Below are 16759 nucleotides of genomic sequence, written 5' to 3' on the forward strand. Positions count from 1 at the left end.
ACCATATGACCATGTGCGGGGGTATTGATGGGCACATGGAACAATGGTCACATGTGCATTCGTAGGACCTTCCGCATCCTATGGTCAAACAACACGATCATGGGAACCAGACTCCTATCGGTGGCCTTCGCGCTGAGCGCCTTGGCTGCCCAAGCCCAAACCATGGGCGAGATCCGCGGGCGGGTAACCGACCAGGACAAACAAGCGGTGCCGTTCGCGGCGGTGCTAGTGCAATTGCCCGGTGGCGATATGCACACTGAGGCGGACGATGATGGCCGCTTCGTGCTGAAGCCGATACCTACCGGAATGTATCAAGTGAAGGCAGTTGCACCGGGCAAGGAGGAAACAACCGTTCAAGCCGTTCCTGTGCATCCGGACAGATTCACGAAACTGGATCTAATGCTCGAGCCCATTGTAAAGGTGATTCCTGGAGCAACGGTGCGCCCGAAGCAAAAGCCTGACTATGTCTTCCGCCGCCCGCTAATTGATATCGACGACCCGTCCAGGCAAACCCTGCTTGCTGCCGAATTCGCCAAAGACCCCAACATCAAGACGCCAGCGAAGTTCATCGGGTCGAGCTTTGCCGGAGTGCAGAAGCAAGCCAACGGCGACGGTCTCTACTTCCGGGGAAGTCGAACCGAGAACATGGTAACGTTCCTCGATGGGGTGAAGGTGAGCGGATCGGTGCCCCGTGTGCCGAGCAGCGGCATCAGCAGCATTACCGTTTACACAGGCGGTCTGCCAGCCAAGTACGGCGATGTCACCGGCGGCGTAGTAGTGATCGAGACCAAGACCTACCAGGAGCTGTGGGCGCAGCAACGCGCTGCCGAATACCGGGCGATGGTGGAAGCACAACAAGCCCTGGAAGAGCAAGCCGCCCCAACTTTGGAGCAGCCCCTCAACTGAATGTTCCTCCGGCGGAAACAGAACGAACGAAGCACCGATGACGAATTGGTGAAGGCAGTGAAAGCAGGCCGGACGGAGGCGTTGGGCGTACTGTGGGACCGGTACGCCCATCTGCTGTTCGGTGTTGGTATGAAGTACCTGAAGAACACCGACACCGCCAAGGACGCCGTGATGACCGTCTTCGCCGAGCTTCCTCGTCTCCTGGTGCAACATGAAGTGCGCAGTGTTTCCGCATGGCTCCGCACCGTGATGCGCAACCACTGCCTCATGCAGCTCCGCAGCGCCGATCGCACAACCCTGTTGAACGGAGCGGATGCAAGTGAGGTCGCGTTCGATGAAGCCGACGAGTTGCTGGCCGCTCATCTGGAGAGCGAAGCTGCGCTGGCAAGGATGGAGAATGCCATCAATGAACTGAAGGAGGATCAGCGCGCTTGCATCACCCTTTTCTACCTGGACAAGCTCAGTTATGCCGAGGTAGGCGAACGATTGAACATGGCGTTCGACACCGTGCGCAGCAACATCCAGAACGGACGCCGCAACCTGCGCCTGATCCTGGAGCGCGGCACAACCCAATACCAACGTTGATGATGGAACACCTGGACCGCCGAACGTTGGAGCACTATGCCAAGGGGCAGGTGCTCGGTGCAGATGCCCATCGTGTGGAAGTGCACCTGGAGCGCTGCTCGTTGTGCCGTGAAGCCATTGACGGATTGAAGGGCTCTTCCCAACCGCTGCCGGACCTGAAGAACCCGTATGCGCAAAAGGGAAGCATTTGGTTGAAAGGTTCGCTGGTGATCGCCGGATGTGCTCTTCTGTTGTTCGTTACTTGGCTGTTGAACAGCACGGACGATGAACTCCTGGCAGTGAGCAGACCCGAGGTTTCGAGCACTCCGACCGGGCATGTCGAGGTAGAGACCTCACTGGTAGGGCCGGAAGAACTGCCCACCGTGCAGGAGATCAGCCGGGCGGTGCCCATCGCAATGGCGGAACAGATCGGCCATGAAGCAGTTCAGGCGAAGCCCCCCATCAAGACTGAAGAAGTGGTGGTGGCCCGGGATACGGTGTTCGTTCAGCGTGTCGAGGTGCTGGATATTGCTGCAGATCGCTTGGATGATCCACCCAGAGAGGTGCTTGAGCGTCGGCGTGACTCTCGCCAACTGGTCTTCCTGCATGACCTCAAGTTGGTGCACCCGGACGAACTCTACGGTGATGATCCCCCTGCCATCAGCGACCTCGGTGTTTCAGCCCGATATGCCGATAAGGCGGCGCAGGATGCAGCCGAGCCCGAGACAAGTCCGGTCCAATACCTCGACCACTTCGATGGTGCGATGGCCGCCTTCGCCCGCAACGATCATAAAGCCGCGCTCACCGACCTGCGCATTGTGCTGGCCCAATACCCCAACGATGTGAACGCGCTGTTCTATGCAGGGCTATCGTGCTACAACCTTGGGTTGTTCCGCAAGGCGCAGCGCTACTTCGAGCGTGCCGCGGAACATGAGGTCACGACCTTCGATGAAGAGGCTCGCTGGTACTACGCCTTATGTGTGGAACGCACCGAAGGCCGGGAGGCGGCGCGCCAACATTTCGGCAATGTGGTCATGGGCAAGGGCTTCTATGCCGCCCAAGCGTTGGAACGGATGAAGTGATCCTGCGGGTCGGGCCGGGCGGTTACATTCGTCGCACCCCTTGCCATGCAACATCACCTGAAACAGGAAGGCGAGTTCAGCTACATCGAGCACGGTGAAGGCGAGCCCGTGATCTTCCTGCACGGCCTCTTCGGCGCGCTGAGCAATTTCGAGACGACCATCGGGCACTTCGGCAAACGCTTCAAGGTGCTGGTGCCCATGCTGCCGCTCTACACCATGCCCATGCTCACCACCAACGTGGAGAACCTGGCGCGGTTCCTCCGCCGGTTCATCGAGCACAAACGCTTCGGGCAGGTGAACTTGTTGGGCAACTCACTGGGCGGACATGTCGCGCTGGTTTACACGCACAAGTACCAGGGTTCGGTGAAGTCGCTCGTGCTCACGGGCAGCAGCGGGTTGTACGAGAACGCGTTCGGCGGCAGCTTCCCGCGCCGTGAGGACAAGGAATACCTGCGCAAGAAGATCGCGCTCACCTTCCACGATCCGCAGCACGCCACCGACGCGTTGGTGGAGGAGTGCTACGAGACCGTCAACGACAAGGGGAAACTGATCCGCATCCTGGCACTGGCCAAGAGCGCCATCCGCCACAACATGGCCAAGGCCCTGCCTGAGCTGAAACTACCCGTGTGCCTCGTGTGGGGCAAGCAGGACACCATCACGCCGCCCGAGGTGGCCCAGGAGTTCCATCAGTTGCTGCCGAACAGCGAGCTCTTCTGGATCGACGAGTGCGGTCATGCCGCCATGATGGAGCAGCCCGAGCGGTTCAATGCGATCGTGGAACCGTGGTTGGTGAAGACCATTGGATGAAAGAGAGTATTGAGTTGTTAGTGGTGAGTGGCGAGTGCTGGCATGTCCTGCTCATGCCAGCACTCGCCACTCACCACTAACAACTAGCCACTTCCTCCACATGCAGAATTTCCGCGCAGAACATCTTGGCAGCGGCCGCAAAGCGGAGCACTGGCCCAAACCGTCATTGCCGGAATACGCCTTCATCGGCCGTAGCAACGTGGGCAAGAGTTCCTTGGTGAACATGCTCGTGGGCATCAACAAGTTGGCGCGGGTGAGCAACACACCGGGCCGCACGCGCAATGTGGAGCATTTCAAGGTGGAGCCCGCCACTTCGCGCGCCGCCGAGAAGGGACTTGGAATGGCATGGATGCTCGCCGACCTGCCGGGCTACGGATTTGCCAAGGTGAGCCGCGACGAGCGCGCAGCCTGGAAGACGATGATCGACACGTACTTGCTGGAGCGCGAGAACCTTCAATGCGTGTTCGTGCTGGTGGATGTGCGCTTGGAGCCGCAGAAGAACGATCTGGAGATGATCCAATGGCTTGGGGAGCACCAGGTGCCGTTCGTCATCGCGTTCACCAAGAGCGACAAGCTCAGCCAACCGCAGGTGGTAAGCAACGTGGCGCTCTTCAAACGCGTGCTGAAGAAGACCTGGCAGACGCTGCCCACCTTGTTCATCACTTCCTCCGAGACCCGCAAGGGACGGGAGGAACTGCTTGAGTACATCGCGAACATCAATGCAGGTTGGCGTGGTTGAGCCGGGTGCCCATGCCACCTAGATCGGATCGCGCAGGATGTCGCCCAGGCTTCGGCCGTTGAGCATCCGGAAGAGCTGCTCGGGCAGCGAAACGGGTGAGCTGTGGAGCAGGTTGAAGAATGCCACGCCTGCAATGAGGAGCATGAAATGGCGTTGCGGCAAGTCGCGACGGATGATCAGTACGCCAGCGAGGAGGTAGGGTAACAAATAGGCGGTGCTCCGCTCAGTGTCGAACACGGAAATGGCCACGCCCGTTACCAAACCGGAACCCAAGACCAACAACCCAAGGGACGACCACGAACGCTGGCGCCACAACAGCACGCAGGCAAGGCCCGTGGTCAGCAGGAATCCCTCGGCACCGTGCAGCAACGCATAAGGGAACAATGGCCACCTGTCCAATAGATAGGACCAGGGAACAGGCTCTGAGCGCAACCCGAAGATGGAGCCCAAGGACCATCGGATGGCGATGTACACGATCGCCGTGGTGATCAGGAGAGCCAGCTTTCCAGTGGTCGGGCGTTCATCGGGCCGCCAGAGCAGCAACAAACCGGGCGACGCAACGATAGTGCGTTCGTCAGTGAAGAAGGCGAGCAACAGCAACAGCATTCGTGAAATGGCCCCGTTCGCTGCTGCCGCTGCAAGCAGGAGGTCCAAGGCCAGCGTGTCGAAGAAGCCCCATTGGTCATCGTAGAAGGAGTGCCCACCTGCCACCAAGCAGAACGGAAGGGCGACGGCGAGGGCCTGCACACCTGAACGGGCGTCTCGCCTGAGCAGCGCGAACAACAGTGCACAGACCGCGAACTGCATGGCGAGTTGCAAGACCAGGGCCCCAGCGATACTGTCCGTTCCCAGCGCATGGCACAGCGCGGCCGGAACGAACCGGAAACCGAGCTTGCTGGCATGGTGCGTAGGCGGGTAGTGCGGTGTATGGTCGGTGAACGGCTGCTCGACCTGCTCCAGGAACGGCGGCCAGTTCACCCCAGGCCCATTGGTGCCCAGTACGATGTCGTAGTACGGGAAGCTCCAGAACAGGCACACGGCCGTCAGCAGCAGTCCCGCGCGCCATGGATCCTTGCTCCACCATAGCACTGTCCGATGCTTGGTCCAGCGGATGCAACGGTCGGAGACGCCATCCAAGAGGCGGCCGGTCCAATGATCAGGGAGCGGCGCTCGGTGTGCGGCCATGGCATCTTCGGCCCGGTGGCCGTTGTTCAGGACGCTGAGGGACCTGTACCCAGCATGTGCTGTGCGAAGTACTGGCCGAATTCGCGCATCTGTGCGGCCATCTTGCCCTCGCCGGTGGCGCGCTCGAACGTGTCGGCCATCGTCATGATGTTCTGGTGGAAGAAGGCCTTCATCTCATCGGTGGTCATCTCCTTCGTCCACAGATCGATGCGCAGCGTGTTCTGCTCCTTGCTGTCCCAGAGGCTGATGAGCGTGCTCTTGCACTCGCTCTTCGTGTTCGCATCATCGGCTTCCCACTCGATGCGTTCCGGGACCTTGTTCTCGTCGAGGGTGATGGTGAAGCGGATCTGGGAGGAGCTCATCAAGTGTCAAGGATCAAGGACCAAGTAGCAAGTGTCAAGGATGGGTCGTGCGCCGTTGGATCTTGTCACTTGGTACTTGATCCATGGCACTTGGACAGGGTCAACGGGGTTTGTATTCGTTCAGTACGGCCTTCTCGTCGTTGAGGGCGAAGAGCTGGGCAAAGGTGACGTCGGGATGTTCGTCCATGTACGCCTTCACCATGCGGTAGCCGATCCACTCGCCGATATGGCCGGGGCTTTGGCGGGGGAAGCCGTTGGTGAAGGGCGCGTCGTTCATGATGCGGCTGATGGCCTGCTCCTCTTTGCTGAACAGTTGTTCCTCGGTGACGATCTTCTGCCACATGCTGTACTCGCTCTCCTCGCACCACTTCAGTTGCTCAGGGGTGAAGGCGAAGCGCAACGAGGCGTCCGTGGCCGGCATCACTTCCTCCAGCAACACCATCACTTTGCCCACCTCCACCAGGTTGGTGAGCAGGTCCTCGCCGCGCACATCGCGCAGCCAGTGCACCATCAGCCAGCCCTTCACGGCTCCGGGAGCGAGCATTTCCGGTCTGATCCGTTCCTTCACGTATTGAGGAAAGCTGATGGGGTCGAGGAAGGAGATGACCCGCTGTTCCGGTCCGATGAACCACTCCGCGCCGATGCCGAGGTCGCGGTCGGTAGGGTAGAGGCCGTAGTTGAAGCCGCTGTTGAATACGATGATGCGCGGGGTGAGGCTGTCCGGTGCGATGGCCTTCAACCGACCGAAGGCTTCCGTAAGGTCCGCCAGTTGGCCTGACAGGTCACCGAGCGAGCTGTCCACCGCAGCTTGGGCCTGCTGCCAGTCGGGGTCGGTCACGAAGGCGTTCAGCGCCAATGGCAGTCGAGCGTCGTTGCTGGGGGCTGCTTGCAGAATGTCCTCCACGTAGAGCTGCCAGAAATCGCCCAGTTGCTCCTGCAAGCGAGCGCAGGTGCTGGCCATGCTGTCAGGCGGTGTACGGAACAATTCTTGGTCGAGGCGCACCACCTCCAGTTCAATGGGCACGGGCTGCACTGCGGGGTGACTTCCCCCGTTGCAGGCCGTCAACAACACGCTGAAAACAACCCCTGAGAGCGCCGTTGCACGCCCACGGCCGCCGCTACATTCGCACCGCATTACCATGAACGCCAAAACTATGAGAAAGGCCTCCGCCGCTCTTGTGATCGCACTGGCGATCGCCACCTCCGCCACCGCGCAGAACGCCGGGCGCTCGCTGCGCCTGGGCCTGAGCTTCGCTCCGAACCTGGGTTGGCTAGCGCCCACGGGCAAGAAGATCGAAGCGAACGGCAGCCACCTTGGGTTCCGTTTCGGTCTCGTCACGGACATCATGATCGGGGAGAACGCCAACTATGCCTTCAGCACGGGATTGTTCCTGAACAATGTCGGTGGTGATTACAAGCGGGAGTTTGATGCCGCCCCTTCCGATACACTCACAGTGATCGCCACCGAACAGACTACGTTGAAGTTGCAGTATGTTGAGTTGCCGTTGACCATCAAATTGAAGACGAACGAGATCGGCTACATGACTTATTTCGGTCAGGTCGGTTTTGACACCGGCTTCCGTGTCGGTGCCAAGCGTGATACCGAGATCGCCAGCGGAGTGGCTGGTTATAGCAAGACAGAGGACAACGAGGACGCGAAGGACGATGCCGCTGAGCTCCGGGTGGCGCTGAGCATCGGGGCCGGGTTCGAGTACAACTTCAGTGGCAACACCTCTGCGCTTGTTGGTCTGCGTTACAGCAATGGCTTCACCAACGCGCTCGACAACGACGATCTGGGCCAGGCCAAACTGCATTACGCTGAACTGACCCTTGGCGTGCTGTTCTGACCCGAAGATGAATGAACGGAAGCCCTGTCCTGACCTGTCAGGACGGGGCTTCAACTTGAAAAGGCATGAAGACGGAGAAGGTCATTGAACACATCGTCGGCTGGTTGAAGGACTACTGCACCAGCAACCGGCAGCAGGGTTTCGTGGTGGGTGTGAGCGGTGGCATCGATAGCGCGGTGACGAGCGCGCTGTGCGCCCGCACGGGCCTGCCGGTGCTATGCGTTGAAATGCCCATCCATCAAGCTGCTTCGCAGGTGGCACGCGCGCAGGAGCACATCGCTGCCCTGCGGGGATCGCACGCGAACGTCTCCATGGAAGTCGTGCAGCTGACCGCGGTGTTTGATGGCATGGTGGCGGTCCTTCCCAAGCACGCTGATCGGGAGACCATGGACCTTGCGCTTGCCAATGCGCGTGCACGGTTGCGCATGACCACCCTGTACTATTTCGCGGGCTTGCACGGGTATCTGGTTGCTGGCACAGGCAACAAGGTGGAGGACTTCGGAGTGGGTTTCTTCACGAAGTACGGCGATGGCGGCGTGGATCTTTCGCCCATCGCCGATCTCACCAAAACCGAGGTGTACGGCATCGCGCGGCAGCTTGGTGCGGTGGAGAGCATCATGAAGGCCAAGCCGACCGACGGTCTATGGGGCGATGACCGCAGCGATGAAGACCAGATCGGCGCGAGCTACCCGGAACTCGAATGGGCCATGGACCTGCGCGAGCGCGGCGTGGATGTCGGGACGCTCGACTTGTCGGATCGCCAGCGGAAGGTGCTCGCCATTTTCGACCGGCGCAAGGCCGCGAACCGGCACAAGATGGAGCCCATCCCGGTGTGCGTCATTCCTTCTGAGCTGAAGCAGTAGCGCGGTTGCGGCTACCTTGTCCGCATGGAGAAGACGGTCGGAGAACAAAGCCAGCAGCGCGCCGCTCTTCCTGTCATCAAACGATTGCTGAGCAAGCGCGGCGACACTGCCTTGCACGCGGCCTCCGCGCGAAGCCCGCAGCGCATGCCCATGGTGGGTTGGTTCGATCCGAAGCAGCTGGCCACCACCGGCATCAAGACGCTCTTCTCGTTCATCGTGGGCGAACGAAGCGACCGACGGCTGATGCTCGCATTGGCGGCCACCAATAAGGAGCCGCACGATCACACGTATTTCTTCAGGGACGGGAAGGATGGCTTGGAGCCGGACAGATCGCGTGAGCGGGAGGAACTCTGGCTCGACTTCATCTGCGACACGGGTGACGGCTGGAACCCCACCTACACCATCGCGTACGCTGCGGCACAACCGCAGTTGCAGGTGCGTGACACCGAAGGCAAGGAACTCACGCTGCCGCGCGGAGATGTGCTCGTGTTCGGCGGCGATGAAGTGTACCCCACGCCCAGTCGCGAGGAGTACCAGCGCCGGTTGGTGATGCCCTTCACGAAGGCCTTCGGCGATCCCGCTCTGGCGGGACGGGCTGTGCAGCCGGAAGATCAACCCGTGGTGTACGCCATTCCCGGCAACCACGATTGGTACGACGGTCTCAACGCCTTCTCGCGCCTCTTCTGTTCCGATGTCGGCGGCCGCGGTTTCGCCGGCTGGCGCACACAACAGCAACGCAGCTACTTCGCGCTGAAGCTGCCCGGCAACTGGTGGCTCTGCGGCAGCGACGGGCAGTTGCAGAGCGACATCGACACGGGGCAGATCGAGTACTTCAAGGCCGTGGCGGAGAAGATGCAGAAGGGCGACAAGGTGGTTCTCTGCCTCTCGTTGCCCGTGTGGACCTACGCGCACAAGTACCGCAGCATGGGCCGGGTGTTCGACGAAACGGACCTGCTCTACTTGCGCGACCAGGTCTTCGCCCCGCGTGGCGTGGAGGTGAAGGTGTACATGACCGGCGACCTGCACCACTACCGCAGGCACCAGGAGATCATCGATCCCCGGATCGGCAGCCCGGTGCAGAAGATCACGGCGGGCGGTGGTGGCGCCTTCCTGCATCCCACGCACGAGGAAGACCTTTCGCTCATCACGGAGGCCAGTGTCGATCCCGATGTGCCACCGCGGTCGTTCCGCCTGAAGAGGAGCTACCCGGATGAAAAGCGCTCATCGCGTCTCGCGTGGAGCAACTTGCTCTTTCTCTTCAAGAACCCGAAGGCCGGCATTCTTCCGGCGATCATCTACCTGATGACGGCGTGGCTCATCGGTTCAACGGCAGCGGAACCGCCGCGCGGCGATCCATGGAAAGCTCTTCGCATGACGGTGGATCTTTTCGGCACGCAGCCGTCGCTCGCTTTGTGGATGCTCGGTTCATTGGCGCTCTTCCTCGCGTTCACGGATACGCACTCCAAGTTCTATCGAGTTGTCGCGGGCACGGTGCATTGCGCGGTGCACTGGTTGGCGCTTTTCTACATCGGTTGGGGGGCGTTCGATCTCAGCGTGGAACTGTTCGGTGGTGGTGCACTGGGCGCATTGTCCACGGGGCTATTGGTCTTCTCGGGTGGCTGGATCGCTGGCTGCATCATCCTCGGGCTCTACTTGCTCGTTTCCATCAATGTGTTCGGTCGCCACAGTGAGGAGGCCTTCAGCGCGCTACGGATACAGGACTTCAAACACTTCCTGCGCTTGCGGTTCGGCAAGGACGGCTCGTTGACCATCTACCCCATCAAGGTGGAGCGCGTGCCAAGGAACTGGCGGGACCGGACGGACGCGGACGCGTCGCCCAGTTGGGTGCAACCGGCGGATCCGCTGGTGGCCGAACTCATCGAACCGCCCATCGTGCTCCGCTGACCGGTCGAGGCACTGCCAGGTCACCTTTCCGCGTTCCTGCCATTCAAGAGGCCAACAGGACATGAGCGACGCCGATATCCTCTCGCTGATCAGACAAGGCCGTGACCACCAGGCCTTCGTGAAGCTGTACGCCCACCTGCCCATGGTGGAGCGCATGATCCGCCAGAACAGCGGCACCAAGGCCGACGCCAAGGACGTGTTCCAGGACGCGCTCATCATCTTCCACCGCAAGGCCAAGACCGAGGATTTCCAGCTCACCAGCGCCATCAGCACCTTTCTCTACAGCGTGTGCCGCAACCTCTGGCGCGATGAACTACGCCGCCGCGATAAGACGCTCACGAATTGGGAGGTGCGAGAGGCGGCCGATGATCCCGCCGACATCAGCGCCTTGTTGGCGCAGGAAAGCGGCTTCAAGCTGGCCGAACAAGCGCTCACTTCACTTGGCGACAAATGCCTGGAGGTGCTGCGGCGGTTCTACATCGCCAAGGAATCGCTGATCGATATCGCCAAGGCGCTTGGTTTCGCGGGCGAAGGAGCAGCCAAGACGCGCAAGTACAAATGCTTGGAGGAGGCGCGCAAACGCTATCGCCGAATGACCGCATCGGCCCATGCTGCGGAACCGCAACACGCTTGATGCATGAGGGACGAACTACACCTGCTCGAACTGGCCGATCGATACTTGGACGGCGACATGCCGCCCGACGAGCGCGCCGCCTTCGAACTGCGCATGGCGGCCTCGCCCGAGCTGCAAAGCGTGGTGCACGACCAGCGCGACCTGCGCGAAGGACTCGCGCGCGTGCCTGTTCGGGCCGCAGCAGCTAAGGCATACAGCACGTACCGCTTCATGCAGTGGATGCCGGCCATCAGCCTCAGCACCGTGGTGATCATCGGCGCGGGTGCGGCCTTGTGGTGGATGACCAATCGGGCTGAGGTGCCTCACACGACCATTGAAGAAACCGTCGTCGCTGTTCCAGCGGACAGTGTTGCTCACGCGGAACACCCGAAGGTAGCTCTGTTGCCGAACAGCCTGGACAGTATCCGCTCCGTTATCCACACCGATACCATCTACGACACGCTCTACGTGGCCACACTGAACGGCAAGCGTGTAAGCTGGGACGAGGTGCCGAAGAACGCGCGCGTGGTGGAGGTGAGGCAGGAGGCTGCACCATGGGCTTCGTCGGTTGATTCGGTAGACCCGAAGTATAGACAGAACGAAGGTCGTACGCTGACCAAGGCGGAAATCGCTGCGCTGTTGGACAGCACGACACTGCTTGGCCAGGGAACCCCCGCAAAGGAGGCCACCTACACCGAACCCATGTTCAAAGGGGGATGGGATGCCATGCACAGCTACTTGCAGAAGAATCTTCGCCCGGTGAAGAACAGCGATGCGAGCGGCGTGGTGGAAGTCGATTTCCTGGTGGACGAACAGGGGCGCATCAGTGATGTGCAAGTGAAGAAGAGCCTGAGCGATGCCCATGACAAGGAAGCCGTGCGCGTGATCCAAGGCATGCCCAAGTGGCTGCCGTGCCGCACCAACGACAAGCCAGCGCGCTGTCGCATGGTGGTGCCACTGCGGTTCGGTGGGGTGGTGAAGGAGAGGGGAAAGTGATCGCGTGATTTTCTGTGCGTGCTCCGACTTGAAGTTGAGGGCATTGTCGGCCCAACTCGCGGCCATGCCTGAGTACACATTGTTTGTTGGGGCAAAAACGTATGAGTATGCATGATTAACGACCAAAGTAAACGTTAATCAGTCACGCAGCGTTACATTTGGCCACATGGCCACTCTGCAAAGTCCCAATTCAACGCAGATCCAATCGCGGATCCGTGTAGAGAACCCTTGGTGGCAGACCATTGCCGTGGACCCATACTACCAGAAGATGGGGCACCGCGCCTTCTTCGAGCCGTTCCATCGGTTGGTAAAGTCGAAGACACGGCGCGCGGTGGTGTTAATGGGGCCAAGGCGTGTTGGCAAGACGGTAATGCTTCATCAATGCGTGAAGACGTTGATCGCCGAAGGTGTTCCGGCGAAGAAGATCTGCTTGGTTTCGGTGGACCAACCGGTGTACAGCCGCCATCGGCTCGATGACCTTTTCACGCTGTGCCGCCAAGCGCTCAAGGACAAGGACCCGGCGGGCTTCCTGTGTTCTTCGACGAGGTGCAATACCTCAACGATTGGGAGCGCGACCTGAAAGTGTTGGTGGACACGTATCCGCGCACGCGCTTCATCGCGAGCGGAAGCGCGGCGGCGGCGTTGAAAAAGAAGAGCGAAGAGAGCGGAGCGGGGCGCCTCACCGATTTCGTGCTGCCACCGCTCACGTTCCACGAGTACTTGTTGCTCACCAACAAGCACGACCTGATCGTGAAGACCACACGCGCATGGGGTGATGAGGAAGGCGAGTTCCATGACACTATCGACATCGATGCGCTGAACGAGCAGTTCGTGCGCTACGTGAACTACGGCGGCTACCCCGAAGCCGTGCTCAATGAGGAGATCATGCGCGAGCCGGGCCGCTTCATCCGCAGCGACATCATCGACAAGGTGCTGCTGCGCGACCTGCCCAGCATCTACGGCATCGGCGATGTGCAGGAACTGAACCGCTTCTTCAGCGTGGTGGCCTTCAACACAGGGCAGGAGTTCGCGTACGCGGCGCTCTCGCAACGCAGCGGGGTGGATGCGGTCACCATCCGGAAGTTCCTCGAGTATTTGGAAGCGGCCTTCCTCATTAAGCGCCTGCGCCGGATCGACATGAAGGCGAAGCACTACGAGCGCGAACACGGATTCAAAGCCTATCTCACCAATCCGAGTTTACGCACTGCCATGTTCGGACCCTTGACTTCGGATGATCCAGCCTTCGGCGCACTGGCCGAAACGGCAGTACACGCGCAAGACCTCACCCGGCAGCAACAGCTCTACTATGCGAATTGGAAGGTCGGTCGCAGCCACGGCGAAGTGGACATGGTGCGACTCAACGAGAAGTTGAAGCCTGTAAGGCTTTGCGAGGTGAAATGGAGCGACCGGATCGTCGACCATCCGCTGGAGTTGAAGAGCTTGATGGGCTTTGCCGAAGCCAACAAGCTGGATTGGGGGGTCGTTACTACGCGCACCATCTTGGATACCCGAACGGTGGATGGATTCCAGCTCCGCTTCGTCCCCACCGCGCTCTACAGCTATCACCGGAGCCTCCGCGCCATCCGGTCGGTGACCGAATCGACATTGACCACAGCGAAGCAGATTTAGTGGATGACCTTATGCCTAATCTGCTTTCGTGGTGTATCTACCTGATACACAGTAGATGGTTGGTGCATTTTAATGTACCCGCTAAAGGGTATGCGACCCTTGGGGGTAAACCTGAACACGATGGTACGCATCCGTCGTCCAGTTATGCTCGCCGTTGGACCGTTTCTGGGGCACCGGCTTCCAGCCGGTGATCTACAAGACCAGGGGTCACCTTTCGTTCTTTCGTGCACATGAGGGCAAAGACCCTGGTTATGTCCGATACCGAATTGTTGAACGCCCTCCGCGACGGACGTGCGGAACAGGCCTTTACCCAACTCTACCGGCACCTGCCCGATGTGATGAGCATGGTGCGCACCCACGGCGGTAGCCGCAGCGATGCGCGTGACCTGTTCCAAGATGCCTTGGTCATCCTCCACGAGAAGGCCCAGGACACCGGCTTCATCTTCTCCGGTTCCTTGGGCGCATACGTCTATGGCATCTGCCGCAACCTATGGCTGGCCGAGATCCGCCTGAAGGGCAAGGCCCGCAAGTATGAGGAAGCGCTCCTTGCCCAGCCCAACAACCAGCAACCATCAACCACCCATCCACAGGACGAACTTCTGATGCAACTCGCCGAGCGGGCTTTCGCAGCACTGGGCGACAAGTGCCGCGATCTGCTCACGCGTTTCTACTTGCGGAATGAACCGTTGGCCGCCATCGCGCAGGCGTTCGGCTATGCCGGTGAAGGCGCGGCCAAAACGCGCAAATACAAGTGCCTCGAACAGGCCAGGGAGAAGTACCGCACCCTGTTGTCCAACAACCCCAACCTCCACAGCCATGCGTGACCAACTGCACCTGATGGAACTGGTGGACAACTACTTGGACGGCGCCATGAGCAACCAAGACCGATCGGCTTTCGAGGAACGCATGCGCAACAACGAGGAACTGCGCGCATTGGTGGAGGACCAGCAACGCTTGCGCCGCGCCGCGCGCCGATCGCCAGCGCGCGCCGCCGTCAAAAAGGCGTACGGTAACTACCGATGGGGCAAGTGGGCGCCGGGACTTGGTGCCAGTGCCATCGTCATCATTGCGGCCACGGCTTCGTTGTTCTTGTGGAAGTCCCAGCAGGGCAATACAGCCAGTGATGAATCGCTGATCACGAACGAAGAGCACCGGCTGCTCACTGATACAACCGGCACGCGGTTGGAGCCTCTGGTTTTCACCATCGATCCAACCAAGGACACGACACTGGTAACACCGAGCGGCATTGTTCTCGACGTTCCGCGTGGTGCCTTCACGGATAGCGCCGGCAAGCCGCTCACAAGTCTTGTGCGTGTGACCCTGCTGGAAGCGCTCGATCCGTTGGACATCATGAAGGCAGGCCTCAGTACCATGAGCGGCGATACGTTGTTGGAGACCGGCGGTATGTTCTACTTCGATGCTCAGGCCAACGGTAGCGCGGTGAAGATCGATCCGGGGAAACCGCTCACCGCGATGGTTCCTGCGGGCGATAGGCAAGATGATATGCATCTCTACCAAGGCGTGAAACGTGCCGATGGCGTCATCGACTGGCGCAACCCACGCCCCCTGACGAAGTCATTGATCCCGGTGGACATCACCACGCTCAACTTCTATCCGCCGGGCTACGAAGGGAAGCTCGTACAGTTGGGATTGGATGTTACGGATAAGACTTTCAAGGACAGTTTGTACTGGTCGTTCAGTCACGGATCGGGGAACGAGCGTCCCACGATTAAGGAATCATATGCCTATCCCTTCACAGGTAAACTATGGGATTCGCTTAAGTCGATGGGACTTGACGTACGATTTCACAGTGACAGTGTGAGGATCAATACCGCTGAAGGCCTGAATCCCGCGAAGGTGAAAGTCATCTGGACCGACCGCTTCAACAACACCAACATCGCCACGCGGGAGTTCGAGGAGCGCATGCGAGCGATCCACCGCACGTGCAGCAGTGAGGCGTTGGAGTTGTACGTGAGCGGGTTGGGCAAAGACATGGCTGAGGTGGATGCGGCGGTTGGAAGCATGGGCTATCCTGAATTCGATCACTTCGCCGAGCGCAACGATGGCCGAGTACAGCTACCTGCCCATGCCGCAGACCGGCTTCGAACCTTCTACGAGAACCAGAGCCGGGCCGAGTCAGCGGCCATCCGGAAGACACAGGAGAAGTTCTGGCGTGAACAGCGGAAGGCGGATAGGAAGAGCGCTGCCAAGCAAGCCGACCACGCAATGGCCGAAAGCGTTCGCGAAGGCCAGTTGTTCGAGCGGGAGTTCGAGGCGAACCTCGATACGGTGTACAAGCAGCTCGGCTATCAACGCGTGCGCTTGCCCCGTGCTGCCTGGGTGGTGCCCGTGGTTGCCACAGGCTGGTGGAACGTGGACAAGGCCGTGCTGGCGGCAACGACCAACCGAGCAAGCTTGAGCTACACGGACCACAAGACAGGTAAGACAGCAACGCTCACCTACACACCGCTCGCTGTGGAGGTCACGGATCGCGCCAGTTTTGATGAACTGTTCGTTTACCTCCTTCCCAGGCAGCTGAACAGCTATCAACGGATGAAGGAAGATGGAGGGATCTTCTCGGAGCGGCTCAACAGCATCTTCGCCTACGACCTGTTCTGCCTCGGCATGAAAGGCAAGCAGCAGTTCGCGTTCATCACCAGCATTAATGGTCATGCCGAAGTGATGGCCTCGCTTCAGCCCGTGGATGAGAAAGCCTTGCGCCAAATGCTCAAGACCAAAGGCCGGGTCGAGGACCAATTGCTGGATGAGGCGCGGTACTTGGACTGGTTGGTCGTGGACAAGCAACGGCGCCAAGCGAACATTGCGCGGGAGGAGTTGAGGAATGCACTGTTACCGGTGGTATTCCCATGTGCTGATTCTGACGCATCCAAAGAAGCACCGCGATCGACCAAGGTCACAGTCGATTCGGGCCCGGTCGTTTATTGGTCAGGATCGACATTGGACGAACGCGCCGAATTTCCCGGAGGCCTAAATGCACTGCAGCGCTTTCTAACAACGTCAGTTGTCTATCCGCCAGATGCTCGCGCACAAGGAGTGGGAGGCAGGGTGCTCGTAGGCTTTCGCATTGACCGATCCGGAAAGGTCGTGGATATCAAAATCGAGCGTAGTGTAAACGAGCAACTGGACGCGGAGGCAATGCGTGTTGTAGGGCTCATGCCAAAGTGGAAGCCGGCTGCTGTCAACGGACAACCGGTTGACATCGCAATGAGTTTGCCGATCGTGTTCGAAGCTCTATGACGA

15 protein-coding genes and 1 pseudogene are annotated in these 16759 nt (G+C 59.9%); 13 read left to right on the plus strand and 3 right to left on the minus strand.

The features are described 5' to 3' along the window. Positions 1-99: 99 nt before the first annotated feature. The 5 genes from IPJ76_11625 to IPJ76_11645 all read left to right on the plus strand — a co-directional run bounded on the left by IPJ76_11625 (position 100) and on the right by IPJ76_11645 (position 4098). Positions 100-906 carry a carboxypeptidase regulatory-like domain-containing protein gene (locus IPJ76_11625; protein QQR85263.1) on the plus strand — a complete coding sequence of 269 codons (807 nt, stop codon included), beginning with the start codon at positions 100-102 and terminating at the stop codon, positions 904-906. Further along, positions 907-1491 carry a sigma-70 family RNA polymerase sigma factor gene (locus tag IPJ76_11630; protein ID QQR85264.1) on the plus strand — a complete coding sequence of 195 codons (585 nt, stop codon included), beginning with the start codon at positions 907-909 and terminating at the stop codon, positions 1489-1491. Continuing rightward, positions 1491-2552, plus strand: a complete 1062-nt coding sequence (locus tag IPJ76_11635) for a hypothetical protein (protein ID QQR85265.1) — start codon at positions 1491-1493, stop codon at positions 2550-2552. Before IPJ76_11630 ends, IPJ76_11635 begins: the two co-directional genes overlap by 1 nt. Before the next feature lie 45 nt (positions 2553-2597). Then, positions 2598-3359 (plus strand): alpha/beta hydrolase, encoded by a 762-nt coding sequence (locus tag IPJ76_11640; GenBank protein QQR85266.1) that lies wholly within the window; start codon positions 2598-2600, stop codon positions 3357-3359. Positions 3360-3459: 100 nt separating this feature from the next. After that, complete coding sequence (locus tag IPJ76_11645; GenBank protein ID QQR85267.1) at positions 3460-4098, plus strand: YihA family ribosome biogenesis GTP-binding protein; 639 nt, start codon at positions 3460-3462, stop codon at positions 4096-4098. Positions 4099-4116: 18 nt separating this feature from the next. Here IPJ76_11645 and IPJ76_11650 read toward each other — a convergent pair whose 3' ends face one another. The 3 genes from IPJ76_11650 to IPJ76_11660 all read right to left on the minus strand — a co-directional run bounded on the left by IPJ76_11650 (position 4117) and on the right by IPJ76_11660 (position 6717). After that, entirely contained in the window at positions 4117-5283 is a 1167-nt protein-coding gene (locus IPJ76_11650; GenBank protein QQR85268.1) for a hypothetical protein, read from the minus strand. A gap of 26 nt (positions 5284-5309) precedes the next feature. Beyond that, entirely contained in the window at positions 5310-5645 is a 336-nt protein-coding gene (gene gldC, locus IPJ76_11655; protein ID QQR85269.1) for a gliding motility protein GldC, read from the minus strand. A 100-nt stretch (positions 5646-5745) separates the two neighbouring features. Next, complete coding sequence (locus tag IPJ76_11660; GenBank protein ID QQR85270.1) at positions 5746-6717, minus strand: hypothetical protein; 972 nt, start codon at positions 6715-6717, stop codon at positions 5746-5748. Positions 6718-6784: 67 nt separating this feature from the next. On the opposite strand from IPJ76_11660, the gene IPJ76_11665 reads away from it, so the two are divergent. The 8 genes and pseudogenes from IPJ76_11665 to IPJ76_11700 all read left to right on the plus strand — a co-directional run bounded on the left by IPJ76_11665 (position 6785) and on the right by IPJ76_11700 (position 16756). Then, entirely contained in the window at positions 6785-7492 is a 708-nt protein-coding gene (locus IPJ76_11665; GenBank protein ID QQR85271.1) for a PorT family protein, read from the plus strand. Between the two features lie 65 nt (positions 7493-7557). After that, complete coding sequence (nadE, locus tag IPJ76_11670) at positions 7558-8355, plus strand: NAD(+) synthase (protein QQR85272.1); 798 nt, start codon at positions 7558-7560, stop codon at positions 8353-8355. A 24-nt stretch (positions 8356-8379) separates the two neighbouring features. Then, entirely contained in the window at positions 8380-10260 is a 1881-nt protein-coding gene (locus IPJ76_11675) for a metallophosphoesterase (protein ID QQR85273.1), read from the plus strand. A 61-nt stretch (positions 10261-10321) separates the two neighbouring features. Further along, positions 10322-10894: a sigma-70 family RNA polymerase sigma factor gene (locus IPJ76_11680; GenBank protein ID QQR85274.1), complete on the plus strand. Its 573-nt coding sequence runs from the start codon at positions 10322-10324 to the stop codon at positions 10892-10894. A 3-nt stretch (positions 10895-10897) separates the two neighbouring features. Continuing rightward, positions 10898-11869 (plus strand): TonB family protein, encoded by a 972-nt coding sequence (locus IPJ76_11685; GenBank protein ID QQR85275.1) that lies wholly within the window; start codon positions 10898-10900, stop codon positions 11867-11869. Positions 11870-12035: 166 nt separating this feature from the next. Next, a pseudogene (locus IPJ76_11690) lies at positions 12036-13498 on the plus strand (ATP-binding protein). A 230-nt stretch (positions 13499-13728) separates the two neighbouring features. Next, positions 13729-14322: a sigma-70 family RNA polymerase sigma factor gene (locus IPJ76_11695; protein ID QQR85276.1), complete on the plus strand. Its 594-nt coding sequence runs from the start codon at positions 13729-13731 to the stop codon at positions 14320-14322. Continuing rightward, on the plus strand, positions 14315-16756 hold the full coding sequence (locus IPJ76_11700) for a TonB family protein (GenBank protein QQR85277.1): 2442 nt from the start codon (positions 14315-14317) through the stop codon (positions 16754-16756). The genes IPJ76_11695 and IPJ76_11700 overlap by 8 nt, the downstream gene beginning before the upstream one ends. The last annotated feature ends 3 nt before the right edge of the window (positions 16757-16759 follow it).

Source organism: Flavobacteriales bacterium (assembly GCA_016699575.1).
Lineage (GTDB): Bacteria > Bacteroidota > Bacteroidia > Flavobacteriales_F > PHOS-HE28 > PHOS-HE28.

Bases quoted from the DNA above. Each gene is read 5' to 3' on its own strand.
- IPJ76_11625 (QQR85263.1), top strand. From the start codon at position 100: ATGGGAACCAGACTCCTATCGGTGGCCTTCGCGCTGAGCGCCTTGGCT.
- IPJ76_11630 (QQR85264.1), top strand. From the start codon at position 907: ATGTTCCTCCGGCGGAAACAGAACGAACGAAGCACCGATGACGAATTG.
- IPJ76_11635 (QQR85265.1), top strand. From the start codon at position 1,491: ATGATGGAACACCTGGACCGCCGAACGTTGGAGCACTATGCCAAGGGG.
- IPJ76_11640 (QQR85266.1), top strand. From the start codon at position 2,598: ATGCAACATCACCTGAAACAGGAAGGCGAGTTCAGCTACATCGAGCAC.
- IPJ76_11645 (QQR85267.1), top strand. From the start codon at position 3,460: ATGCAGAATTTCCGCGCAGAACATCTTGGCAGCGGCCGCAAAGCGGAG.
- IPJ76_11650 (QQR85268.1), bottom strand. From the start codon at position 5,283: ATGGCCGCACACCGAGCGCCGCTCCCTGATCATTGGACCGGCCGCCTC.
- gldC (QQR85269.1), bottom strand. From the start codon at position 5,645: ATGAGCTCCTCCCAGATCCGCTTCACCATCACCCTCGACGAGAACAAG.
- IPJ76_11665 (QQR85271.1), top strand. From the start codon at position 6,785: ATGAACGCCAAAACTATGAGAAAGGCCTCCGCCGCTCTTGTGATCGCA.
- nadE (QQR85272.1), top strand. From the start codon at position 7,558: ATGAAGACGGAGAAGGTCATTGAACACATCGTCGGCTGGTTGAAGGAC.
- IPJ76_11675 (QQR85273.1), top strand. From the start codon at position 8,380: ATGGAGAAGACGGTCGGAGAACAAAGCCAGCAGCGCGCCGCTCTTCCT.
- IPJ76_11680 (QQR85274.1), top strand. From the start codon at position 10,322: ATGAGCGACGCCGATATCCTCTCGCTGATCAGACAAGGCCGTGACCAC.
- IPJ76_11685 (QQR85275.1), top strand. From the start codon at position 10,898: ATGAGGGACGAACTACACCTGCTCGAACTGGCCGATCGATACTTGGAC.
- IPJ76_11695 (QQR85276.1), top strand. From the start codon at position 13,729: ATGAGGGCAAAGACCCTGGTTATGTCCGATACCGAATTGTTGAACGCC.
- IPJ76_11700 (QQR85277.1), top strand. From the start codon at position 14,315: ATGCGTGACCAACTGCACCTGATGGAACTGGTGGACAACTACTTGGAC.